We start from the raw sequence: 23,246 nt of genomic DNA, 5'->3' as shown, positions 1-23,246 counted from the left end.
CGACCTCAATGGGCCAGTGGAAAAGCGATGGCAGAGAGATAGACAACGCGGTGGGCAGATTTGCCCACCGGTGTATCAGGAAATTTCTCGGCGGAAGGGAGGCAACGCATTGAGGATCGCCTTGCCATAGCGCTGGGTCACCAGGCGTCGGTCGAGCAAGGTGATGGTGCCGCGGTCCTCTTCGGTACGCAGCAAGCGACCACAAGCCTGGACCAGCTTCAGCGAGGCGTCCGGCACGGAGATTTCCATGAACGGATTGCCGCCGCGAGCCTCGATCCACTCGGCCAGCGCCGCTTCGACCGGATCATCGGGCACCGAGAACGGAATCTTGGCGATCACCACGTGCTCGCAATACGCACCAGGCAAGTCGACACCTTCGGCAAAACTCGCCAGGCCGAACAACACGCTCGAATCGCCGCCATCGACCCGCGCCTTGTGCTTGTTCAGGGTTTCCTGTTTCGACAGGTTGCCTTGAATGAACACCTGCTTGCGCCAGTCGCGGTCGAGGCCGTCGAACACGTCCTGCATTTGTTTGCGCGAAGAGAACAGCACCAGCGTGCCCCGCGAGCCTTCGACCAGTTCCGGCAGATCGCGGATGATCGCCGCCGTGTGCGCTGCCGCATCCCGGGGATCGGCGTTAAGGTTCGGCACCCGCAACACACCGGCGTCGGCGTGATGGAAGGGGCTGGGCACCACGGCGGTCACGGCTTTTTTCGGCAGGCCGGCACGCATGCGGAAGCGGTCGAAGGTGCCGAGGGCGGTCAAGGTCGCCGAAGTCACCAGGCAGCCATACGCGACATTCCACAGGTTGCGTCGCAGCATTTCCGCCGCGAGGATCGGGCTGGCATTGACCTCGATGTCGAACAGCGAACCGCTTTCGGCCAGGGTCAGCCAGCGCGCCATGGGCGGGTTGTCTTCCGGGTCTTCGACGGTGAAGGCGGTCCACAACTCCCAGTTGCCCGAAGAGCGGGACAACAGGCTGCCGAACAACGGATACCACTCTTCGGCCTGGTTGCTGGCGATGCCGATGTTGACCTCGCCGTCCATGCCTTCCTTGAGCAGATCGGTGAGCCGGGTGAACAGGTCGGTCAGGCGGGCAAAGCCTTTCTTCAGTTCGATGCCCATTTCGCGCATGTGTTCGGGGATCACACCGCCGACGAAACGATGACGCGGGCGTTCCCGTCCCTCGACGTCTTCGCCGGGCTTGAAATCGGCGATCTGCTCGCACGCGGTGAACATGAACTGCTGCTGGGTCTTGATCTCCCGCGCCAGTTCCGGCACCTGTTCGATCAGCTTGCCCAGGTCCCCTGGCAGCGGGTGCTGGGCCAGCAGCTTGGTGAGGTTCTTGGCGGTGGTTTCCAGCCAGTCGGCGGTGGAGCGCAGGCGCGTGTAATGGGCGAAGTGGCCGATGGCCTTGTCCGGCAGGTGATGGCCTTCGTCGAACACGTAGATGGTGTCACGCGGGTCCGGCAGCACCGCACCGCCGCCCAGGGCCAGGTCGGCCAGGACCATGTCATGGTTGGTGACAATCACGTCGACCTTGCCCATGCCCTCGCGGGCCTTGTAGAAGGCGCACTGACCGAAGTTCGGGCAATGGCGGTTGGTGCACTGGCTGTGGTCGGTGGTCAGGCGCGCCCAGTCGGCGTCTTCCAGGGCGGTTGACCAACTGTCGCGGTCGCCGTCCCATTTATTGCCGGCGAGTTTCTCGATCATGCTGGTAAACAGCTTCTGGCTGGCCTCATCGACCTCGATCTTGAAGCCTTCTTCTTCGAACAGCTGCGCCGTGGCGGTTTGTGCGTGGCCTTCCTGAAGCAGCATGTCGAGCTTGGACAGGCACATGTAGCGCCCACGTCCCTTGGCCAGGGCAAAACTGAAATTCAGCCCGCTGTTGCGCATCAGGTCGGGCAGATCCTTGTAGACGATCTGCTCTTGCAGGGCGACGGTGGCCGTGGCGATCACCAGGCGTTTGCCGGCGGCCTTGGCGGTGGGGATGGCCGCCAGGCTATAGGCCACGGTCTTGCCGGTACCGGTGCCCGCCTCTACCGCAACAATCGCGGGCTCGCCACTGCGCCGGCCTTCATCGTCGGTATCGATATCACCGAGGACCTTGGCGACTTCGGCGATCATCAGGCGTTGGCCGTAGCGCGGCTTGAGGCTCTTGGCTTCGAGAAAACGCGAGTAGGCGCCCTGGATCGTGGTTTTGAGTTCAGTGCTGATCATGGATTGTCGGGCGCAAAAAACGCTGGATAAATTTTCAGTAGTTCGGATGGGTCGCTATCATACCCCGCTAATGAATCCCGCGCAGAACGGAGTACCTCAATGACCGCTTTCAGTCTTGTTTATAGCCTGCATGTCCTCGCCGCGCTCGTATGGGTGGGCGGCATGTTTTTCGCCTGGATGGTCTTGCGCCCCGCGGCCTTGAAGGCACTGGAGGGCCCCGCACGATTGAAGCTGTGGCTGGAAGTGTTTCAAGGTTTTTTCCGCTGGGTGTGGGTGGCGGTGGTGCTGTTGCCCGTCAGCGGTGTGGGCATGCTGAATCTGCACTTCACCGGCTTTGAGAACGCGCCGCGTTATGTGGAAGTGATGATGGGGTTGTATGTGGTGATGACGGCGCTGTTCATCCGGATTCAAGCATTGATGCTGCCGGAATTGCGCACAGCCGTGGAGGCGCAGGATTGGCCGGTGGGAGCGGCGGTGCTGGGGAGGATTCGCAGGGTGGTGGGGATTAATCTGATTGTGGGATTGGTTGTGGTCGCAATCGCCTCGGCGCGGCCGATGCTTTAAAAGCTTCGCGGGCAAGCCACGCTCCCACAGGTTTTGTGTCGTTCACGGCATTTGCGAACCACACAATACCTGTGGGAGCGTGGCTTGCCCGCGAAGACATTCGATCAGGCGCCCCACAATTCAGATAATGCTTACAACCGCTGCACCGTCACCGAACCCGCCGCCCCAGCAGGCCCCGGTTGCCCATCGGCGCCAGGTTTACCGCTCTTGCCGCCATCGGCCTTATAGATGATGCAGCCCTTGGCCTTACCGCCCGCCCCCGGCTTGCCGCCAGGCCCGGCCAGGCCACCGGCACCGCCGGCCACCTGGACCTTGATCTGTTCTGCCGGGTAGTCGCGCGGCACTGCCACTTTGACCAAGGCCCCCGGTGCCCCTGGCTGGCCGTCACTGCCATCGCTGCCATCGGCACCGTGCCCCGCCTGACCCCAGGTGCAACCCGGTGCCTGGCCGTTGGCCCCATCGAGGCCGACAAAACCCGGCGCCCCCGCACCGCCGCGAGCGTCCACCAGCAATTGCGGTGCGTTCAGGGCCTTGATCTGAAGATTCAGATTGCGCCCGGAGCGGGCGGCCTTCTGATAAGTGCCCGGTGCACCGCGAGCGGTAATCTGGCTGCCCTCGGACAACTGGGCACGGCTGATTTTCAGCTCCAGCGCCTGTTCACCGGGTACGATCGCGATCCGCGCATCACGTCCCAGGCGCAGTTCGGCGACGGTGACTTCGGTCACGTTCGAGGGAATCAGCAATGTGCCGTAATCAGCCACTTCCAGGCGGTCCAGCTGCAATGTGCTGGCAGTGTTTGGCAGACGCATCAGCGAGTTGGTTTCAACACTCACCACTTGAGCGAAGGCCAATGGGCTGATGAGTGCGGCGAGCAGACAGAGTTTACGCATGGGAAGCCTTCGGTGCGGTGGGAGCCGGAATGGTTTGCAGGTGGAAAACGCCGAAAATCACGATCTTCAGGCGATCGAGCCAAGGGTGGGCGCGACCCCGGAGGGTGCGAAAACTCAGCAGCGCTTCAAGAAGATGGAGAACCACCAACAGGCCGCCGGCCAGGTTGACCAGCAGATACAGCGGATAGACGAACGGCGTGAGCAGATTGACCAACACCACCGACCAGAACAGCAGGGTCAACAGCTTGCCCAGCCCCCATAGCACCTTCATACGCCCCCCGATGAGAATTATTGTTTGCGCGCACAGTAACGGCTTCCACGCGGGATAAGCCAGAGGGCAAACGAAAATTCTTCATGAAGGCCGCCGAACGGCCGTCGCAGTGCTACGTTTTTTCACCCGACGGCTCTATTTCGCGGCTCAGCGATTGATGTGCAGCTCCACGCGACGGTTTTTCGCACGACCTTCTTCTGTTTCGTTATCGGCTACCGGCTGACTTTCACCTCTACCTTCGCTGGTGAGCTTGCCGGGTGCTACGCCTTGGCTCAACAGGTACTGCGCAACGCTGCTGGCCCGTCGCTCGGACAGCGCCTGATTGTAGGCATCCGCCCCGACGCTGTCGGTATGTCCGACCACCTTGATGCTCACCACGCTGGCATCCAGCAGTTTGCCCATGATGGAATCGAGCTGACTCTGCGCGGCCGGGGTCAGGTCGGATTGATTGAAGCCAAAAAACACGTCATTGCTCAACGTGATGACTTCAGGCTGTGCGGGCTCCGCAGGTTTCTCGCTGGCCGGGTATTGCGGCAGCGGGCAACCGTGATGTTCCACAGGGGTATTGGCCGGGGTGTCGGGGCAACGATCGCGACGGTCGAAAACGCCATCGCCGTCTTCGTCACCGTCCTGGGCGTAACAGATCAAACCACCGGTCAAGATACCAAGCGCCGCTCCACCGGCCGCCCAGCCACCACTTTCGATAGCGCCCAGGCCTCCGCCGACCAGTCCGCCAATGACGCTGCAGATCGGCCAGGTACGTTGATTGAGGGGGGCAGTGCCATCACTGTGAGTAGCGCAACCGGTCAACAGGCTGCCAAGCAGCAGAACCGGCAAGACGGTCCGTGTGAGATTGCTCATTTTGAAAGCTCCTGTGTCACCGGCCAATGCCGGTTACACAGGAGTAAAGACCCGCATCCACGACTGCACAAGCCGCGGATGCGAGGGATCTAACGGTTGATTTTGATTTCCGTGCGACGGTTCATCGCGCGGCCGTCAGCGGTTTTGTTATCGGCAACCGGCTGGCTTTCACCCGCGCCGACGACCGAAACGAAGCTGCTGCGTGGGACGCCCTGTTGAATGAGATATTCAACCACCGAGTGAGCGCGTTTATCCGACAGTTTCTGGTTGTAGGTATCGCTGCCCACGCTGTCGGTATGACCGGTAACGCTCAACCGGGCAGTAGGGGCTTCCGCTTTCAAACGCGTGGCGATCTTATCGAGTACCTGTTTGTCAGACGCCGTGAGTGTCGCCTTGTCGAACTGGAAGTGAACATCGCGGATGACGATGGTTTCTTCCTTGACCACCACGGCTTCTTCAACCACTGGAGCAGGTGCCGGTGGTGGGCAACCGTCGGCATCGACCCTCACGCCTCTAGGCGTGCCAGGGCACTTGTCGCGGCTATCCGGAACGCCATCGCCGTCTTCGTCGCCATCACCGTGAACCCAGCAATAGGCCGCCGCGGTACCGCCAACCAGTAGCGCACCATACCCTGCCCATGACGAACTCTCGGTTGCACCGAGACCCGCACCTACGACACCACCGACCGCCGCACAGGTCGGCCAGTCGGTTTTCTGCAAGCCTGCGCAACCAGTCAACACACTGGTTAGCAGTACCAGGGGTAATGCTGTCCGAACTATGCTCATCTAGTTATCTCCTGAAGGATCGGCTTAGAACCGATTCAGGGAGTAAAGACCCGAGTTTTAATCTCCGCCAGCAATAGGCCATTGCTGTTTTATCCCGTGTTCACGGGAGATCGTCACTTTTACGGCAAACCCGCTCTAGGCTCGAACTTGCGGGCAGGCTAGTCTTGGCAGATCTGAGTGAGGATCTTCAATGATTGCAGGTATTTCTTCGCGTACGCCGCAACAGGCGCTGGCCGCTTTGCTGGATCGTTACGCCCCTTCGCGCCTGTTGCTGATTGGCGCCAGCGAATTCCCCGCGCTTGAAGCGTTCAAGCTCGCGCACCCGGACAGCGACGTGGCGCATGCGGCCCCCGGCGCGTTGCCTACCGAATTGGCGGCGCGCCGGTTTGACCTGGCGCTGGTGGTCGATTGTCTCGAACACCTGCCCAAGCGCGATGGCCTGAATTTGCTGGGTGGCATCCGCAATCTCAACGCCAGCCGTATCGCGGTACTGGCCGACTTGCCGGCCAGCGGCTGGCAGGAGACGGATTTTTTCTCCCTGGCCCTGCAAGCCAGTGAACGCTTCCAGCGCGACGATCAGGTACTGACCCTGTTCACCTATGATCTGCTTGACTACAAACAGGTGCCCGACTGGCTCAACTCGCGGTTCTGGGCCAATCCGGAAAACTTCGGGAAATACTGGTGGTAACGCAATGAGTACATCCATTTGCCCTTGCGGCAGCGGCACCCTGCTGGACGCCTGCTGCGGTCATTACCATGCCGGCCACCCGGCCCCTTGCGCCGAAGCCCTGATGCGTTCGCGCTACAGCGCCTACGTGCTGGGCCTGATCGATTACCTGGTGGCCACTACCCTGCCCGCCCAGCAGGCCGGGCTCGATCGGCAGTCGATCAGTGACTGGAGCGCTCAAAGCACCTGGCTGGGCCTTGAGGTGGAAAGCTCCGAGGTGCTCGGCGGCCAGCCGGAGCACGCCTTTGTCACCTTCACCGCACGCTGGCACGACGGCAGTGGTGAGCACAGTCACCGTGAACGCTCGTCGTTTGTGCAGAACGCCGGCCGCTGGTTCTTCATCGACCCCACCGTGCCACTCGATATCGGGCGCAACGACGCCTGCCCTTGCGCCAGCGGGCAGAAGTTCAAGAAGTGCTGTTCCGGGTATTTCGGCGGTTGAAGCAGGGTCAAAGGATCGCAGCCTTCGGCAGCGCCTACATGGGCTCGACGCACACCCGTAGGCGCTGCCGAAGGCTGCGATCTTTTAACGGCTAGACTGGGGTTCAAGGGAGAACCACGACGATGATCACCCAGCGATTCGTACTTTACCTGCTCACTCCACTCCTGTTTCTGGCGCTTGGCGGCTGCGCGTCCTGGTTCGACACAGATGAACCGGACCCCGAGGTGCATCTGGTCAGGGTGGAAGTGGTGCGTGCCAAGCTGATGGAACAGCGGTTCATGCTGCACTTTCGCATCGACAACCGTAGGGAAAGCGATCTGACCGTGCGCGGCCTGGAATACCGCATTCACCTGGGCAATGTCCTGCTGGCCGAAGGCGAGCATGAACACTGGATCACCGTCGGCCCCAAGACCAGCCGTTTCTATAAGGTGCCGATCCGCACCAACCTGTGGCCAAAGGTCAAAGACCTGGTCAAACAACTGAAAAACCCTGGGCAGTCCATTCCTTATCGACTGGAAGGCGAGATGGAAACCGGTTTATTCATCGCCCACTACGTGCACCTGGCGCGTAATGGCGTAATAATCCCCGCCGATCTAATTCCGGAGTAACCCCGATGACCCAGCAACCCCATGTCCATGGCCCAGACTGCAACCACGATCATGACCACCATGATCACGACCATGGCCATGTCCACGGCCCGAACTGCGGCCACGCCCACCAGGAACCGGTGCGCAACGCCTTGAAAGACGTCGGCCGCAACGACCCTTGCCCATGCGGCAACGGCAAGAAATTCAAGAAGTGCCACGGCGCTTGATGCTTCGGGTGAAGATCTGCTTCGCCTGTTGAATCGCCTTCGCGAGCAGGCTCGCTCCCACATTTGACCTTGTGTCGTACACAAAACCAATGTGGGAGCGAGCCTGCTCGCGAAGAGGCCCTTACAGTCACTATCAATTCAGAATCTGCGCAGTGCTGACCACCGTCGCATACTCCCCATGCAGATTCCCCAACGACATCCCATGCACCTCCTCGGCTGAACGGGCATTTCCAAAGAAATCAGCCTTGTCGAAGGTAAAGCATGCATCCTCCACCACCCACGTATCGAACCCCAGATTGCCCGCCGTTCGTGCGGTGGACTCCACCGAGTTGTGGGTCGCCACGCCGACGATGATCAACTGCTCGATTTCCGCCTCGCGCAAACGTGTCTCCAACGCTGTCGAGCAAAACGCATCCGGCACTTGCTTCTGAATCAGTTGCTCGCCAGGCAATGGTTGAAACCGCTCCTGAAACTCCACCCCCGATTGCTGTGGCCAGAACACCGAGTCTTCCGAGCGGGACAAGTGCTGTACGTGAACGATCGGCCGCCCGCTGCGGCGCCAATGACCCAGCAGTTCCAGCATGCGCTCCTCGGCCTGAGGATTATTCCTGCGACCGAGCCTGGGATGCAGGATGCCTTTCTGTTGATCGATGATGATCAGTGCTGCGTTTGTCTTGAGCTCCATGCCAGCGTTTCTCCGTCACCTTGTTTGAAAGCTGAAAAGATCGCAGCCTTCGACAGCGCCTACAAGATGTCCGCCAATCAATGCAGGGCTGCCGAAGGCTGCGATCTTTTTGGTTTATCGGACAAATCCTGAAATAACTTTGCCCCCCGCTTGCGCGCCCCCCTGCTGCTCACTAACGTAGCGCCTTTATTTGCACCCTTACCCCCGCAGGAGCTTTGCCATGGCCTCGCCAGCCCTTACACATTTTCTACCCCGGTTCGGCGTTGCCGCAGCAGTGGCGGGGGTTTTGAGCCTGACCGGTTGTCAGAGCTTCAATGCCCAGGACACCCTGCCTCCCACCTCCGGCGTACAGCCGCTCAAGGGGCTGGCTCAGAACGTTTCGGTGCGCCGCAATGCCATGGGCATGCCGTTGATCGAAAGCAGCACTTTTCACGACGCGCTGTTCACCCTCGGCTACGTACACGCCAGCGACCGTATAACGCAAATGGTTACCCTGCGTTTGCTGGCCCAGGGGCGTCTGGCCGAGATGCACGGTTCGGACCTGTTGGATGCCGACCGGTACATGCGCGCAGTAAACCTGAAGAAAAGCGCCGGCGAGCTGTACAAGGCGTCTTCGCCCCGCCTCAAGCGCTTTTTCGAAGTCTATGCCCGCGGGGTCAATGCCTACCTGTTCCGCTACCGCGACAAACTGCCGGCGGACCTCGCTGCCAGCGGTTACAAGCCTGAATACTGGCAACCGGAAGATTCGGCGCTGATTTTCTGCCTGTTGAACTTCAGCCAATCGGCCAACCTGCCCGAAGAAATTTCCTCGCTGGTGCTGGCCCAAACGGTCACCACCGACAAACTCCCGTGGCTGACCCCTTCCGCCCCTGACGAAAAACTACCGTTGGCCGAAAGTGAAAAGCTGCAAGGCATCAAGCTCAACGGGCAAGTGCCGGGGCTGGCGGAGATCAGTAAAGCCACGGCGCAGCTGTCTGACCTGAATCTGCTGGGCGCTACGTCGTCGAACAACTGGGCCATCGCCCCGCAACGCAGCCGCAGCGGCAAAAGCCTGCTGGCCAGCGACAGCCATGGACCAATGGGCGTGCCGTCGCTGTTCAGCTACGTACAAATTCGCACGACGAAATATCAGGCGTCCGGCGTGACCATCGCCGGTCTGCCGATGGTCTTGGGCGGTTTCAACGGCAAAGTGGCCTGGAGCACAACCACGGTCATGGGTGACAACCAGGACCTGTTCCTGGAAAAAATCAAACGCCAGGGCAATGGCCTGACCTACGAATCCAACGGCAAATGGACGCCGGCGATCGTGCGCAACGAAACCTATTTCGTCAAAGGCCAACGGCCGATTCGCGAAGCGGTGTATGAAACCCGCCATGGCCCATTGCTCAACAGCGCCCAAAGCCTGGCCCAAGGCAGCGGTTTCGGCCTGGCCTTGCAGACACCGAACTTCACCGATGACAAAACCCTGGATGCGTTTTTCGACCTGTCCCGTGCGCAGAACGTCGAGAGGGCCTCGGACGCCAGCCGCGAGATCCGCGCCATCGCCTTGAACCTGGTGTTTGCCGATGCCAGCAACATCGGCTGGCAGGTCACCGGCCGCTACCCGAACCGCCGCGAAGGCGAAGGGCTGCTGCCGTCGCCCGGTTGGGAAGGTCGCTACGATTGGGACGGATACGCCGACCCAATGCTGCACCCCTACGATCAGGACCCGGCACAGGGCTGGCTCGGCACCGCCAACCAGCGGGTCATTCCCCATGGCTATGGCATGCAACTGTCCAACTCCTGGGCGGCGCCGGAGCGCGGCGAGCGCCTGGCCGAACTGGCCGGGGCGGGAAAACATGACACCCGCAGCCTGATCGCCATGCAGTACGACCAGACGACCACCTTCGCCGCCAAATTGAAGAAAATGTTTGAAGCACCGGGCATGGCACAACCGCTCAAGCAGGCTATTGAGGCGCTGCCGATTGCCGAACGCGGCAAGGCACGCGAGGCGCTCGCACGCTTGATCGCATTCGACGGCAAACTCAGCCCGACCTCTGCCGACGCCGCGATCTACGAACTGTTCCTGCAAGAGAGCACCAAACAGATCTTCCTCGACGAACTGGGGCCGGAAAGCAGCCCGGCATGGAAAGCCTTTATCGCCAACGGCCAGTTGTCCTACGCCGCGCAGGCCGATCACCTGCTAGGCCGCGAAGACAGTCCGTTCTGGGATGACGTGCGTACCGCGCAGAAAGAAGACAAACCGGCGATCCTCGCCCGCAGCCTGGCCGCCGCGATCAGCGCCGGCGACAGCCAGTTGGGCGGCGATCACAAAGCGTGGCAGTGGGGCAAATTGCACCGCTATGAATGGAAGAACAGCAGCGGCCAGACCGTGCGCGGTCCGCTGCCGGCCGGCGGCGATCACACCACGCTCAACACGGCGGCGTTCGCCTGGGGGCAGGATTTCAACACGACGCTGGTGCCGGCCATGCGCTTTATCGTCGACTTCGGCCAGGCCGAACCGCTGATGGCGCAGCTCGCCACCGGCCAGTCCGGCAACCCGGCCAGCCCGAACTACCTGAACAGCATCGACCCATGGCTCAAGGGGCAATACATGAGCTTGCCGATGCAGACGCAGAACTTTGACAAGGTGTACGGCACCAAGCGGTTGACCCTGACACCGGGCAAATAACGCCGGCCAACAGGTAGGAGCCGGCTTGCTGGCGAAGGCGGCGCATCAATCAACATTGATGACGTCTGACACACCGCTTTCGCCAGCAAGCCGGCTCCTACAGGTCAGGGGCAACCCCCTCTTGCCTTCCAGCATCACCACCCAAAACAGTGCAGGCTTTCCACGGCGCCCATTTTCGTGCACTAATCCCATCCGGCAATTTCCCGAACACCTTTTAAACGCTTGTTCGGCACTCTGGTTCGGAAATTGCTACTTTCATTAGGTCTTACGCTTACCAGTAACAATAATTCTGCGCCACAAGCGCTCATATTGGTTCTTAGGGATTGAATAATGAAAAAAGCATTGCTGACCCTGTCTGCACTGGCATTGTGCGTAGCTGCTGGCTCTGCGCTGGCAAAGGAATACAAGGAATTGCGTTTCGGCGTTGACCCTTCCTACGCACCGTTCGAGTCGAAAGCGGCCGACGGCAGCCTGGTGGGCTTCGACATCGATCTGGGCAACGCGATTTGCGCCGAGCTGAAGGTCAAGTGCAAATGGGTCGAAAGCGATTTCGACGGCATGATTCCTGGCCTGAAGGCCAATAAATTCGACGGTGTGATCTCTTCGATGACCGTCACCGAAGCTCGCCAGAAGGTCATCGACTTCTCCAGCGAACTGTTCTCCGGCCCGACCGCTCTGGTGTACAAGAAAGGCTCCGGCATCACGACCGACCCCGCTTCCCTCAAAGGCAAGACCGTCGGTTACGAGCAAGGCACCATTCAGGAAGCCTACGCCAAGGCCATCCTGGACAAGGCCGGCGTGAAAACCCAGGCCTACGCCAACCAGGACCAGGTTTACGCCGACCTGACTTCCGGTCGTCTCGACGCGGGCATCCAGGACATGCTGCAAGCCGAACTGGGTTTCCTGAAGTCGCCACAGGGTGCCGATTTCGAAGTCAGCAAGCCGGTTGATGACCCTCTGTTGCCAGCCAAAACCGCAGTCGGCATTAAGAAAGGTAACACCGAGCTGAAAGCCCTTTTGGATAAAGGTATCAAAGCGTTACACGATGATGGCACCTACGCCACCATTCAGAAGAAACACTTTGGCGACCTGAACCTGTACAGCGGCAAATAATGCCCGGCGCCCATCTCGCGATGGGCGCTTTTTTCTTCCGATCAGGTTGCTGATTTATGTTCGAAAACCTCTTACAAAATCTGGGGCTCTCAGCCTTCAGCCTCAAGGGCTTCGGTCCTTTGCTGATGGAAGGCACCTGGATGACCATCAAATTGTCGGCGATGTCGCTGCTGGTGGCCGTGTTGCTCGGCTTGCTCGGCGCCAGTGCCAAACTGTCAAAACTCAAATTGCTGCGCCTGCCAGCCCAGTGCTACACCACGCTGATTCGCGGGGTGCCGGACCTGGTGCTGATGCTGCTGATTTTCTACAGCCTGCAAACCTGGCTGACGTCGCTCACCGACTACATGGAATGGGAATACATCGAGATTAACCCGTTCAGCGCCGGCGTCATTACCCTGGGCTTCATTTACGGCGCGTACTTCACTGAAACCTTCCGCGGCGCCATCCTCGCCGTGCCTCGCGGCCAGGTTGAAGCGGCCACCGCCTACGGTCTCAAACGCGGACAGCGGTTCCGGATCGTGGTGTTCCCGCAGATGATGCGTTTTGCCCTGCCGGGTATTGGTAATAACTGGATGGTGATGCTCAAGGCGACCGCGCTGGTGTCGATCATCGGCCTCGCCGACCTGGTCAAGGCTGCCCAGGATGCCGGCAAAAGCAGTTATCAATTGTTTTACTTCCTGGTAGTCGCCGCCTTGATCTACCTGATGATCACCAGTGCCTCCAACTTCATTCTGCGCTGGCTTGAACGCCGCTACGCCGCCGGCACACGGGAGGCCGTACGATGATTGAACTCCTGCAGGAATACTGGAAAGCCTTCCTTTACACCGACGGTCAGAACATCACCGGCCTGGCCATGACCATGTGGCTGCTCAGCGCTTCGATTTTCTTCGGCTTCCTCGTATCGATTCCGCTGTCCATCGCCCGGGTCTCGCCGCACTTCTACATTCGCTGGCCGGTGCAGTTCTACACCTACCTGTTCCGTGGCACACCGCTGTATATCCAGCTGCTGATTTGCTACACCGGGATCTACAGCCTGGCCGCCGTACGTGCGCAACCGCTGCTCGACAGTTTCTTTCGCGATGCGATGAACTGCACCATCCTGGCGTTCGCCCTGAACACCTGCGCCTACACTACAGAGATTTTCGCGGGGGCGATTCGCAGCATGGCCCACGGTGAAGTCGAAGCGGCCAAGGCCTACGGCCTGACAGGCTGGAAGCTGTATGCCTACGTGATCATGCCTTCGGCCTTGCGTCGCTCGTTGCCGTATTACAGCAACGAAGTGATTCTGATGCTGCACTCGACCACCGTGGCGTTCACCGCGACCATCCCGGACATCCTGAAAGTCGCGCGGGACGCCAACTCGGCGACCTTCCTGACCTTCCAGTCGTTCGGCATCGCTGCGCTGATCTACCTGACTGTTACCTTTGCACTGGTCGGCCTGTTCCGTCTCGCCGAACGCCGATGGCTGGCCTTCCTCGGGCCGACCCACTAGGACTTATCCTGCTTCAGGGAACAAGAGATGCGCCACCAGATACATGACCTGCTGGCCCCGCTGCCGGGGACCGCACGCCAGATCCACAGCTTCCACTTCGGTCCGACCTCGGCGCCTGCCGTTACAAGCGCCCGAGGCAAGATCTACATCCAGTCGTCCCTGCATGCCGATGAAATGCCCGGCATGCTGGTGGCCTGGCACCTCAAACAACGCCTGGCCGAACTGGAGGCCGCCGGCCGCCTGCGCAGCGAAATCGTCCTGGTCCCGGTCGCCAACCCGGTCGGCCTGGAACAAGTGCTGATGGATGTGCCGCTGGGCCGCTATGAGCTGGAGAGCGGGCAAAACTTCAATCGCTGGTTCGTCGATTTGAGCGAAGAGGTCGGCAACGACATCGAAGGCCAACTCGGCGACGACCCGCAACGTAACCTGCAACTGATTCGCAACAGCCTGCGCAATGCGCTGGCGCGGCAGACCGCCAGCACCCAGTTGCAATCCCAGCGCCTGACCCTGCAACGGCTGGCCTGTGACGCCGACATGGTGCTGGACCTGCATTGCGATTTCGAAGCCGTCGCGCACCTGTACACCACGCCCGAGGCCTGGCCGCAGGTCGAGCCGCTGGCCCGTTACATCGGCTCCGAAGCCAGCCTGCTGGCCACCGACTCCGGCGGTCAGTCGTTCGATGAATGCTTCACCCTGCTCTGGTGGCAGTTGAAGGAGCGCTTCGGCGAGCACTTCGATATTCCACCAGGGAGTTTTTCCGTCACCGTCGAACTGCGTGGCCAGGGCGACGTCAATCACCCGCTGGCCAGCCTCGACTGCCAGGCATTGATCGACTATCTGATTCACTTCGGTGCGATTGCCGGCGAACCGGCACCGCTGCCCGACCTGCCCTACCCGGCTACACCGCTTGCCGGGGTGGAACCTGTCGCCACGCCGGTCGGCGGGCTGCTGGTGTTCTGCGCGCTGCCAGGGGAATACCTGGAAGCCGGACAACTGATCGCCGAAATCATCGACCCCATTTCTGACCGCGTGACCCCGGTCCATTGCACCGCCGCCGGGTTGATGTACGCCCGCTCGCTGCGCCGCATGGCCACCGCGGGCATGGTGATCGCCCACGTCGCGGGCGCCGAAGCCTATCGCAGCGGCTACCTACTTTCGCCTTGAGGATGCTTGTTCCATGTACAAATTGACCATTGAAGGCCTGCATAAAAGCTATGGCGATCATGAGGTGCTCAAAGGCGTTTCGCTCAAGGCCAACACTGGCGACGTCATCAGCCTGATCGGCGCCAGCGGCTCGGGCAAAAGTACCTTCCTGCGCTGCATCAACTTCCTCGAACAACCCAACGACGGCGCCATGAGCCTCGACGGCCAGTCGATCCGCATGGTCAAGGACCGTCACGGCATGCATGTCGCCGATGCCGATGAACTGCAACGGATCCGCACCCGTCTGGCCATGGTGTTCCAGCACTTCAACCTGTGGAGCCACATGACCGTGCTGGAAAACATCACCATGGCCCCGCGCCGGGTGCTGGGGTGCGACCGAAAAGAAGCCGAGGACCGCGCCCGGCGCTACCTCGACAAGGTGGGGTTGGCCTCCCGTGTGGCGGACCAATACCCGGCGTTCCTCTCCGGCGGTCAGCAGCAGCGCGTGGCGATTGCCCGGGCCCTGGCCATGGAACCGGAAGTCATGCTGTTCGACGAACCGACCTCGGCGCTGGACCCGGAGCTGGTGGGCGAAGTGCTCAAGGTGATCCAGGGCCTGGCCGAAGAAGGCCGGACCATGATCATGGTCACCCACGAAATGAGCTTCGCACGCAAAGTGTCGAGCCAGGTGTTGTTTCTGCACCAGGGCCTGGTGGAAGAAGAAGGCGCGCCGGAAGACGTGCTGGGCAATCCGAAGAGCGAACGCCTGAAGCAGTTCCTCAGTGGCAACCTGAAGTAAACGCCAACCCTCTGTAGGAGCGAGCCTGCTCGCGATGGTATGTCAGTCGACACAGCGTTGCCTGACCCACCATCGCGAGCAGGCTCGCTCCTACAGATCAGGCATCACGTAATAATCAGGCAACGGGTGCGGGAGGCGGCTCATCCGGCAAGGTGGGCTCACCTGGCTCGGTGGGTTGTTCGTTGGGGGTATCGGGATCAGGCTGACCGGGGATGCCCCCTGCCATGCTGATGGGCGGGTGTGCCAGCAACGACCAGGCCAAAACGCCAACCTGATTGGGCTCAAGCCTTGCCAGTTCGGCACTTATTTTCGGGTCGATCTTCATAAAGCACTCCTGAACGAAGACCCGGTCCGCCTTGCGCGGACCGGAGCAGTACACTCCATAGAGTGTACGCTCGCTCAGGAATTCCCACGGTTTGTCAGACGGATTGACTCAGGTCCGCGGCAGGGTCACGCCACGCTGGCCCTGGTACTTGCCACCACGGTCTTTGTAAGAGACTTCGCACTCTTCGTCGGATTCAAGGAACAGCATCTGCGCCACACCTTCGTTGGCGTAGATTTTCGCCGGCAGGTTGGTGGTGTTCGAGAATTCCAGGGTCACGTGGCCTTCCCACTCCGGCTCAAGCGGGGTGACGTTGACGATGATGCCGCAGCGGGCATAGGTGCTCTTGCCCAGGCAGATGGTCAATACGTTGCGCGGAATACGGAAGTATTCGACGGTGCTGGCCAGGGCGAAGGAGTTCGGCGGGATGATGCAGACGTCGCTGTGGATATCGACGAAGCTGCCGGCATCGAAGTTTTTCGGGTCGACGATGGCCGAATTGATGTTGGTGAACACCTTGAAATGATTGGTGCAACGAACGTCGTAGCCGTAACTCGACACGCCGTAGGAGATCACACGGCTATCGTCGCTGCCGCGCATCTGGCGCTCGACGAACGGCTCGATCATGCCGTGTTCCTGCGCCATGCGGCGAATCCACTTGTCCGATTTGATGCTCATGGCGGTGTCCTGAATAGCGAGGTGGAAAAAACTGTCCGGCATCTTACCGGGGCGCGCCGCCGGGTTCAAAGCGCTGGGCACAATTCTCGACGATCCGGCGATATTGACGGACCTTCGAAACAATACGGAGCACCGTCGATCATGAAAACCGAGAAACCTTCGCAAGAAGCATTGGCACGTCCCGGAAAAAGGGTTAAGGTGGCGCCACTGTGCTGCTTGTGTCACTGAGAATCTCTACACGATATGTTGAATTTCGATCCAACCATCTACAAGAATTTTTCCTGCTCTTTGCACTCAGTCTCGGCCAGGGTTCTTCCTGAGTCGCAGTTATCTTTGTTCAAGGAGTTACACCATGTCTAATCGCCAAACCGGTACCGTTAAGTGGTTCAACGATGAAAAAGGCTTCGGCTTCATCACTCCACAATCCGGTGACGACCTGTTCGTTCACTTCAAAGCTATCCAATCCGACGGCTTCAAAAGCCTGAAAGAAGGCCAACAGGTTTCTTTCATCGCTACCCGCGGTCAGAAAGGCATGCAAGCTGAAGAAGTTCAAGTTATCTAACTTGTACTTGCTTTAGTAAAAAGCCCCGCCCTCAACAGCGGGGCTTTTTTGTGCCTGTGTGGTTTTGCCGTTCGATCGCTTTCGATTGTGCTGACGCCTTCGCGGGCAAGCCTCGCTCCTACAGAATATCGAAATACCTGTAGGAGCGAGGCTTGCCCGCGAAGACGATCGTATCGAAGACGGAGAATTACCAGGTCACGCCAAATCCAGCGGTATACCGGGTCTTGTCCAGATCCGCATCGTCGGTGCCACTGATGATGTCGCGTTCGGCCTTGAGGTTGAGCGATGCCCAATCCGTCACCTTGTAGCGCAAGCCCATCTCTGAATCCAGCGCATAATCGGCCACGCCCGACAGCGGCTTGCCCACCTCGCCATTGGTGAAGAACTCCACTTTCTTGCCGATCAGGTAGCGGTTGTAATCCCACTTCATCGCCACCGAGTAGAAGTTTTCCTTGCTGCCATCGGCGAACTCATAATCCGTGCGGTTAACCAGCGATCCGAGGGAGAAAGCACCCAACTCGTCATCCCAGAACTGATAACCGGGACCCGTACCGACGGTACGCTGACGAGACAGCTCCTCGACCTTGTCGCGCTTGTAGACCAGACGACCTTGCCAAAACCATTTATCAGTCAGGAAACGGTCAAGGGAGTACTCTGCCCGCCAATTGTCCGTGGTGACCACGTCATCCTGGAATTGGCGGTTGTATTCGCCTTCCGCGATGTGCCGCCAGCGACCATGGCGTGCAGTGGTCTTGAAGTCGATGTTGTAATCATCGGTATCCTTCTCGGCCCGTTCGTAGTCCAGAGCCGCGTCGATATTGCCCTTCCATACCAGGTCCTCGACCACCGGCCTGGGCTTGAGGATCTGCTGGACACTCGCCAATTCAACCGTCTTGGGCGCCTCACCATTGGCCAGGATGACCTTGCCATCCTCTGCGGGGCGCAGGGATTTGGCCTTCTCGCCGGTATAGGCATCCTGTTTGACCAGCAACTCCTGATCGCTTTCCAGGGTTTTGACCTGTTTCCAGTCAATCGGAACCGCACCGGCGTACTCCGTCTGGACCAACAGCTTGCCACCATCGAACAGGATGATTTTGCCGCTCAACTTGTCGCCGTTCTTCAACCAGACGGTATCGGCAAGCAAGGGAGTGGAGACGCTGACAACAGCGAGGCATAGCAGTGTTCTGGACAACATAAGCAAACACAGACTCAAGATTGCGAAAAAAAGTCGGCATTATCCTTGGGAATAAGGCCCTGACAAGGACTGACACGACTATTTCTATTGAGTTCATTTCTCAATACGCGATCCACGATTTACTCTACAAACGGTACTGTGAGTTTTCAGGAACACTTTCCAGGCAAACTTTTTCAGGAACATGGGACGTGAACGAACCCACCGCTGAATCCGAGAGTGCGGCACAAATCCGACGCACGGCGCTCTATCTGACCCTCGCGCAAGTGCCCGAGGGCAAAGTGGTGAGCTATGGTCAATTAGCGGAACTCGCCGGCCTCGGCCGCGCCGCCCGCTGGGTTGGACGGACATTGAGTCAACTGCCCGGCGACAGTAAATTGCCCTGGCACCGCGTACTCGGTGCAGGCGGACGTATCAGCCTGCCCGCAGGCAGTCCATCCGGGGACGAGCAACGGGCGCGATTGCGTATGGAGGGCATCAGTATCCTGAACAATCGTGTTGATATTCGGCGCCATGGCTGGCGTCCGGTAGAGCACAGCGGTTAGAGTGCGCGCTTTGTTTCCGTATTTCTTGAGGCAGACTCCAGCCCATGCCCCGTAAAACCTGGCGCGCCGCGCTCGCTGCCTATGCCAGCCCCTCGACGCTTGTACTGTTGCTGCTGGGTTTCGCCGCCGGCCTGCCCTACATGCTGGTCTTCTCGACACTTTCGGTCTGGCTGCGCGAAGCCGGTGTGGCTCGCGAAACCATCGGCTATGCAAGCCTGATAGGCCTGGCCTACGCCTTTAAATGGGTCTGGTCACCGCTGCTCGACCAATGGCGCCTGCCTTTTCTCGGCAAGCTGGGTCGACGACGTTCCTGGCTCGTGTTGTCCCAGTCACTGGTGATCCTCGGCCTGATCGGCATGGGGTTCTGCGACCCGCAAAAACATTTGTCCTGGCTGATCGCCATCGCGGTGATTGTCGCTTTCGCCTCGGCGACGCAGGATATCGCGGTGGACGCCTACCGCCTGGAAATCGCCGAAGACAGTCGTCAGGCAGCCCTGGCCGCCAGTTACATGTCCGGCTATCGGGTCGCCGCATTGCTGGCGACCGCTGGTGCTCTATATTTTGCCGAAGGGTTTGGTTCTACCGGTTTCAACTACAAGCATTCTGCATGGGCCGGCACCTACATATTGTTCGGAGCCCTGATGGTCCCGGCACTGTTGACCAGCATTTTCATGCGTGAACCACCGGTCCCACTTCGCACGCAGTTACAGGCCGGGCGCTACAGTTTCATGCACCAACTGGCCTCGGTGTTCGTGTTGATCGTATTGCTGGTATCCGTGCCGGCCATGTTTACCCAGCTCTACAACACCGATTTCGCCAGTGTGCTGTTCAACGGCGTGAGCCTGCTCGATCTGCTTCTGGAAGACCGCGCCTTCCTGCGGGCGATCCTCTACACCACCCTGACCGCACTGTGCCTTTCAGCCATAGGCCGACGCGGTTTGGCGCCCGTGCTGACACCGGTCAACGACTTCATACTGCGCTACCGCTGGCAAGCGTTGCTGTTACTCGGCCTGATCGCCACCTACCGGATGTCCGATACGGTCATGGGCGTCATGGCCAACGTGTTCTACATCGACCAGGGCTTCACCAAGGACCAAATCGCCAGCGTCAGCAAAATCTTCGGCCTGATCATGACCCTGGTCGGCGCCGGCATGGGTGGCCTGCTGATCGTGCGCTTCGGCATCTTGCCGATCCTGTTTATCGGCGGCGCCGCCTCGGCAGCCACCAACATACTGTTCCTGATGCTGGCGGACATGGGGCCAAACCTGCAGATGCTGATTGTCACCATCTCCCTGGACAATTTCAGTTCAGGCCTGGCGACCTCGGCTTTCGTCGCTTACCTGTCGAGCCTGACGAACCTCAAGTTCTCTGCCACCCAATACGCCCTGCTCAGCTCGATCATGCTGTTGTTGCCGCGCCTGATCGGCGGTTACTCCGGGGTGATGGTCGAGAAATTCGGTTACCACACGTTCTTCCTGATCACCGCCCTGCTGGGCATTCCGACGTTGCTGCTGATCGCCTTGCACTGGTTCCAGGAGAGCCGCCGCGAAGGTCCGACACCGACACCGGAACCGGTACCGACCCAGGTCGCAGAAGAATCGTAGGAAATATCTGCAAGACACTTGGCAAAGGGCGGTGAGATTGCCGCCCCGCTGCCACACCACCGACCGCACGCCTGTACGACAGCGGATCTCGCCCGTACAATGCTCCGTCATTTCTCGTCATCAGCAATCGATAACGGCCAACCATGCGCACCAGTCAATTTTTGCTCGCCACACAGAAAGAAACGCCTTCCGACGCGGTCGTGATCAGCCATCAGCTGATGCTGCGCGCCGGCATGATCCGCAAACTCGCTTCGGGCCTGTACACCTGGCTGCCGATGGGCTTGCGAGTCATGCGCAAGGTCGAAGCCGTCGTTCGCGAAGAAATGAACGCCGCCGGCTCGCTCGAAGTGTTGATGCCGAGCACTCAACCGGCCGAACTGTGGCAGGAATCCGGTCGCTGGGAAGAGTACGGCCCTGAATTGCTGCGCTTCAAGGATCGCCACGGTCGCGATTTCTGCGCCGGCCCGACCCACGAAGAAGTCATCACCGACCTGATGCGCAATGAGTTGAGCAGCTACAAACAGCTGCCGATCAACCTGTACCAGATCCAGACCAAATTCCGCGATGAAATCCGCCCACGCTTCGGTTTGATGCGCGGCCGCGAATTCATCATGAAGGACGCCTATTCCTTCCACGCTGACCAGCCATCGCTGCAAGTCACCTACGACCGCATGCACCAGGCGTACTGCAACGTATTCACCCGCCTGGGCCTGAAATTCCGCCCGGTTGAAGCCGACAACGGCTCCATCGGCGGCGCCGGCTCCCACGAGTTCCACGTACTGGCCGAATCCGGCGAGGACGATATCGTCTTCAGCAACGGTTCCGACTACGCCGCGAACATCGAGAAAGCCGAAGCCGTGCCGCGCGAAACCTCACGCCCTGCACCGGCTGAAGATCTGCGCCTGGTCGACACGCCAGAGACCAAGACCATCGCCGCGCTGGTGGAAAAATTCAATCTGCCGATCGAAAAGACCATCAAGACCCTGGTGGTGCACGCTGAAGAGAAAGGCAAGCTGATTGCCCTGATCATCCGCGGCGATCACGAGCTGAACGAAATCAAGGCCGCCAACCAGCCAGGCGTTGCCAGCCCGCTGGTGATGGCTTCCGAAGCCGAACTGCGCGACGCCATCGGCGCCGGCGCCGGCTCCCTCGGCCCGCTGAACCTGCCACTGCCAATCATCATCGACCGCTCCGTCGAGCTGATGAGCGACTTCGGCATCGGTGCCAACATCGACGACAAGCACTACTTCGGCGTGAACTGGGAACGCGATCTACCGGTTCCGACCGTTGCCGACCTGCGTAACGTGGTTAGTGGCGACCCAAGCCCGGATGGCAAGGGCACCCTGGAAATCAAGCGTGGCATCGAAGTCGGGCACATCTTCCAGCTGGGCAACAAGTACAGCAAGGCGATGAAGTGCGAAGTGCTGGGCGAGAACGGCAAGCCGGTCACCCTGGAAATGGGCTGCTACGGCATCGGCGTTTCCCGCGTGGTCGCGGCCGCCATCGAACAGAACAACGACGAGAAAGGGATTATCTGGAGCGACACCCTGGCGCCATTCCAGATCGCCCTGGTGCCATTGCGCTACGAAACCGAGCTGGTGCGCGAAGCCACCGACAAGCTGTATGCGGAACTGACCGCAGCCGGCTTCGAAGTGCTGCTGGACGACCGAGACAAGAAAACCAGCCCGGGCATCAAGTTCGCGGACATGGAGCTGATCGGCATTCCTCACCGGATCGTGGTCAGTGACCGCGGCCTCGCCGAAGGCAACCTGGAATACAAGAGCCGTACCGAGGCCGAGCCGCAAGCGCTGCCGGTCGCTGACGTACTGCCGTTCCTTCAGGCCCGCATCCGCCGCTGAAACCAGATAGAGACGTCATGTTCAAGCGAAACACCTTAGGCCTCGGTGGTGCCGCCTTGTGCGGCACCCTGCTGGTCAGCGGCTGTGCCAATCACATGTCACAACGCAGCGAGCACGAGGAGCGTGTCGAGCGCAAACTGCTCGATCACAGCCTGCAGATCGATGTCGGTGAGCCCAAGGTGCTTGAGCTGCCGCAACGCCGGGTGAAAATCCACGAGCAGAAGACTTTCGAAGTCACCGAGTTCGAAGTCACGCGCCACTACGACCGCTACACACCGTACCAACCCTGGCGGGAGATCTACGAGATCCCGCTGGGCGCGGTAGCCGTTGTCGCCGGTATCGGCGCCAACGTGGTCAACGTGTTCGCCTTCGGCACCCTGCCGGACAGCATGACCAAAGACTGGATCAGCTACGGTTTCGCCGGCCTCAATCCGTTCATGAACGTGCAATCTCACGGTCGCGCGCAGCAGAACCTGGCCGGTATCGATGAAGTCCAGCGCGACAAGCGAACCGAATATTCGAGCCTGCCGTGGAGCGAGCGTCCGGTCGAAGTCAGGGCCGGCAAGGAGACCTTCGAGCTGAGCACCGACAAAAACGGTGTCTTGCGCCTGAACCTGCTGGACAGCCCGTTTGCCGAGCAGGACCTGAATCATCTGGGCAAGTTGCAGATCAGTGTCGAGGACGCCAAGGGCGACGTGCGCACCGACTCGTCCCTGGCGCTGAGCAGCACCCTGCGCGGCAAACTGCTCGAAGCCCACGAGCTGATTTACGAAGACCTCGAAGACGACGAAGTGAGCCAGTGGGTACACCGGGTCAAACGCCTGTCGGAACTGGGTCTGGAAGAAGAAGCCAGCGAGTTGGAACAAAGCCTGATCGAACTGACCCGCAACGATCCGGAACTGCAGACCGAATTCCTCAAGTCCCTGACCAAGGATGCCGGGCGCTTGGTGGCGGATCCGGGGCCGAACTAAAGCTTAAAAGCATCGCGGGCAAGCCTTGCTCCCACA

The 23,246-nt window shown here is 59.9% G+C and carries 25 protein-coding genes; 16 read left to right on the top strand and 9 right to left on the bottom strand.

Annotated elements, in window-relative coordinates; translation table 11 throughout:
• Nucleotides 1-75: 75 nt before the first annotated feature.
• Complete coding sequence (dinG, locus tag GPL81_RS11815) at nt 76-2,220, bottom strand: ATP-dependent DNA helicase DinG (protein ID WP_096513101.1); 2,145 nt, start codon at nt 2,218-2,220, stop codon at nt 76-78.
• 99 nt (nt 2,221-2,319) lie between these two features.
• Here dinG and GPL81_RS11810 point away from each other — a divergent pair, with 99 nt between their 5' ends.
• A complete protein-coding gene (locus GPL81_RS11810; protein WP_160106844.1) occupies nt 2,320-2,784 on the top strand; it encodes a CopD family protein in 465 nt (154 codons plus the stop codon).
• Nucleotides 2,785-2,915: 131 nt separating this feature from the next.
• Here the strand turns inward: GPL81_RS11810 and GPL81_RS11805 are convergent, their stop codons facing one another.
• From GPL81_RS11805 to GPL81_RS11790, 4 genes are all read right to left on the bottom strand, one after another.
• A complete protein-coding gene (locus tag GPL81_RS11805; protein WP_160106843.1) occupies nt 2,916-3,674 on the bottom strand; it encodes a collagen-like protein in 759 nt (252 codons plus the stop codon).
• Nucleotides 3,667-3,945: a DUF1145 domain-containing protein gene (locus GPL81_RS11800; RefSeq protein ID WP_096513104.1), complete on the bottom strand. Its 279-nt coding sequence runs from the start codon at nt 3,943-3,945 to the stop codon at nt 3,667-3,669. Before GPL81_RS11800 ends, GPL81_RS11805 begins: the two co-directional genes overlap by 8 nt.
• A gap of 147 nt (nt 3,946-4,092) precedes the next feature.
• On the bottom strand, nt 4,093-4,806 hold the full coding sequence (locus tag GPL81_RS11795; RefSeq protein ID WP_096513105.1) for a PA1041 family peptidoglycan-binding anchor lipoprotein: 714 nt from the start codon (nt 4,804-4,806) through the stop codon (nt 4,093-4,095).
• An 89-nt stretch (nt 4,807-4,895) separates the two neighbouring features.
• The gene (locus tag GPL81_RS11790) at nt 4,896-5,591 is read right to left on the bottom strand and encodes a PA1041 family peptidoglycan-binding anchor lipoprotein (RefSeq protein WP_096513106.1); all 696 of its coding nucleotides are present in this window, start codon (nt 5,589-5,591) and stop codon (nt 4,896-4,898) included.
• Between the two features lie 190 nt (nt 5,592-5,781).
• Between GPL81_RS11790 and GPL81_RS11785 the strand changes: the two genes are divergently transcribed.
• The 4 genes from GPL81_RS11785 (at nt 5,782) to GPL81_RS11770 (ending at nt 7,574) form a co-directional block, all read left to right on the top strand.
• Nucleotides 5,782-6,279: a DUF6231 family protein gene (locus GPL81_RS11785; RefSeq protein WP_160106842.1), complete on the top strand. Its 498-nt coding sequence runs from the start codon at nt 5,782-5,784 to the stop codon at nt 6,277-6,279.
• 4 nt (nt 6,280-6,283) lie between these two features.
• Nucleotides 6,284-6,760: a YchJ family protein gene (locus tag GPL81_RS11780; protein WP_160106841.1), complete on the top strand. Its 477-nt coding sequence runs from the start codon at nt 6,284-6,286 to the stop codon at nt 6,758-6,760.
• Between the two features lie 122 nt (nt 6,761-6,882).
• Entirely contained in the window at nt 6,883-7,368 is a 486-nt protein-coding gene (locus GPL81_RS11775; RefSeq protein WP_160106840.1) for an LEA/WHy family protein, read from the top strand.
• A 5-nt stretch (nt 7,369-7,373) separates the two neighbouring features.
• Nucleotides 7,374-7,574 carry an SEC-C metal-binding domain-containing protein gene (locus GPL81_RS11770; RefSeq protein WP_034146774.1) on the top strand — a complete coding sequence of 67 codons (201 nt, stop codon included), beginning with the start codon at nt 7,374-7,376 and terminating at the stop codon, nt 7,572-7,574.
• A gap of 133 nt (nt 7,575-7,707) precedes the next feature.
• Here the strand turns inward: GPL81_RS11770 and GPL81_RS11765 are convergent, their stop codons facing one another.
• Nucleotides 7,708-8,259 carry a cysteine hydrolase family protein gene (locus tag GPL81_RS11765; protein ID WP_160106839.1) on the bottom strand — a complete coding sequence of 184 codons (552 nt, stop codon included), beginning with the start codon at nt 8,257-8,259 and terminating at the stop codon, nt 7,708-7,710.
• Between the two features lie 220 nt (nt 8,260-8,479).
• Between GPL81_RS11765 and GPL81_RS11760 the strand changes: the two genes are divergently transcribed.
• The 6 genes from GPL81_RS11760 (at nt 8,480) to GPL81_RS11735 (ending at nt 15,477) form a co-directional block, all read left to right on the top strand.
• Nucleotides 8,480-10,930, top strand: a complete 2,451-nt coding sequence (locus GPL81_RS11760) for a penicillin acylase family protein (RefSeq protein WP_160106838.1) — start codon at nt 8,480-8,482, stop codon at nt 10,928-10,930.
• Nucleotides 10,931-11,260: 330 nt separating this feature from the next.
• Nucleotides 11,261-12,043, top strand: coding sequence for a transporter substrate-binding domain-containing protein (locus tag GPL81_RS11755; RefSeq protein ID WP_096513112.1), 783 nt, complete (start codon nt 11,261-11,263; stop codon nt 12,041-12,043).
• A gap of 56 nt (nt 12,044-12,099) precedes the next feature.
• Nucleotides 12,100-12,828, top strand: a complete 729-nt coding sequence (locus tag GPL81_RS11750; protein ID WP_096513113.1) for an ABC transporter permease — start codon at nt 12,100-12,102, stop codon at nt 12,826-12,828.
• Nucleotides 12,825-13,535: an ABC transporter permease gene (locus GPL81_RS11745; RefSeq protein ID WP_096513114.1), complete on the top strand. Its 711-nt coding sequence runs from the start codon at nt 12,825-12,827 to the stop codon at nt 13,533-13,535. Before GPL81_RS11750 ends, GPL81_RS11745 begins: the two co-directional genes overlap by 4 nt.
• 27 nt (nt 13,536-13,562) lie before the next feature.
• A complete protein-coding gene (locus GPL81_RS11740; protein WP_160106837.1) occupies nt 13,563-14,699 on the top strand; it encodes a succinylglutamate desuccinylase/aspartoacylase family protein in 1,137 nt (378 codons plus the stop codon).
• Between the two features lie 13 nt (nt 14,700-14,712).
• Nucleotides 14,713-15,477, top strand: coding sequence for an ABC transporter ATP-binding protein (locus GPL81_RS11735; protein WP_096513116.1), 765 nt, complete (start codon nt 14,713-14,715; stop codon nt 15,475-15,477).
• 115 nt (nt 15,478-15,592) lie between these two features.
• On the opposite strand, the gene GPL81_RS11730 is transcribed toward GPL81_RS11735, so the two are convergent.
• Together GPL81_RS11730 and dcd are read right to left on the bottom strand one after the other, a co-directional pair.
• On the bottom strand, nt 15,593-15,802 hold the full coding sequence (locus tag GPL81_RS11730; protein ID WP_095197445.1) for a hypothetical protein: 210 nt from the start codon (nt 15,800-15,802) through the stop codon (nt 15,593-15,595).
• Between the two features lie 108 nt (nt 15,803-15,910).
• Nucleotides 15,911-16,477, bottom strand: a complete 567-nt coding sequence (gene dcd / locus GPL81_RS11725) for a dCTP deaminase (RefSeq protein ID WP_007940589.1) — start codon at nt 16,475-16,477, stop codon at nt 15,911-15,913.
• A gap of 352 nt (nt 16,478-16,829) precedes the next feature.
• Here dcd and GPL81_RS11720 point away from each other — a divergent pair, with 352 nt between their 5' ends.
• Nucleotides 16,830-17,039 (top strand): cold-shock protein, encoded by a 210-nt coding sequence (locus GPL81_RS11720; RefSeq protein WP_002554837.1) that lies wholly within the window; start codon nt 16,830-16,832, stop codon nt 17,037-17,039.
• A gap of 187 nt (nt 17,040-17,226) precedes the next feature.
• Here GPL81_RS11720 and GPL81_RS11715 read toward each other — a convergent pair whose 3' ends face one another.
• Nucleotides 17,227-18,234: a DUF481 domain-containing protein gene (locus GPL81_RS11715; protein ID WP_160106836.1), complete on the bottom strand. Its 1,008-nt coding sequence runs from the start codon at nt 18,232-18,234 to the stop codon at nt 17,227-17,229.
• Nucleotides 18,235-18,422: 188 nt separating this feature from the next.
• Here GPL81_RS11715 and GPL81_RS11710 point away from each other — a divergent pair, with 188 nt between their 5' ends.
• The 4 genes from GPL81_RS11710 (at nt 18,423) to GPL81_RS11695 (ending at nt 23,210) form a co-directional block, all read left to right on the top strand.
• Nucleotides 18,423-18,776 carry an MGMT family protein gene (locus tag GPL81_RS11710; RefSeq protein ID WP_160106835.1) on the top strand — a complete coding sequence of 118 codons (354 nt, stop codon included), beginning with the start codon at nt 18,423-18,425 and terminating at the stop codon, nt 18,774-18,776.
• A gap of 44 nt (nt 18,777-18,820) precedes the next feature.
• Nucleotides 18,821-20,380, top strand: coding sequence for an AmpG family muropeptide MFS transporter (locus GPL81_RS11705; protein WP_160106834.1), 1,560 nt, complete (start codon nt 18,821-18,823; stop codon nt 20,378-20,380).
• Nucleotides 20,381-20,523: 143 nt separating this feature from the next.
• A complete protein-coding gene (locus tag GPL81_RS11700) occupies nt 20,524-22,239 on the top strand; it encodes a proline--tRNA ligase (RefSeq protein ID WP_096513120.1) in 1,716 nt (571 codons plus the stop codon).
• Nucleotides 22,240-22,256: 17 nt separating this feature from the next.
• Entirely contained in the window at nt 22,257-23,210 is a 954-nt protein-coding gene (locus tag GPL81_RS11695; RefSeq protein ID WP_160106833.1) for a hypothetical protein, read from the top strand.
• Nucleotides 23,211-23,246: the final 36 nt, after the last annotated feature.

This window comes from Pseudomonas izuensis (assembly GCF_009861505.1).
Classification (GTDB): domain Bacteria; phylum Pseudomonadota; class Gammaproteobacteria; order Pseudomonadales; family Pseudomonadaceae; genus Aquipseudomonas; species Aquipseudomonas izuensis.
This window is presented reverse-complemented; position numbering and strand designations above follow the sequence as displayed.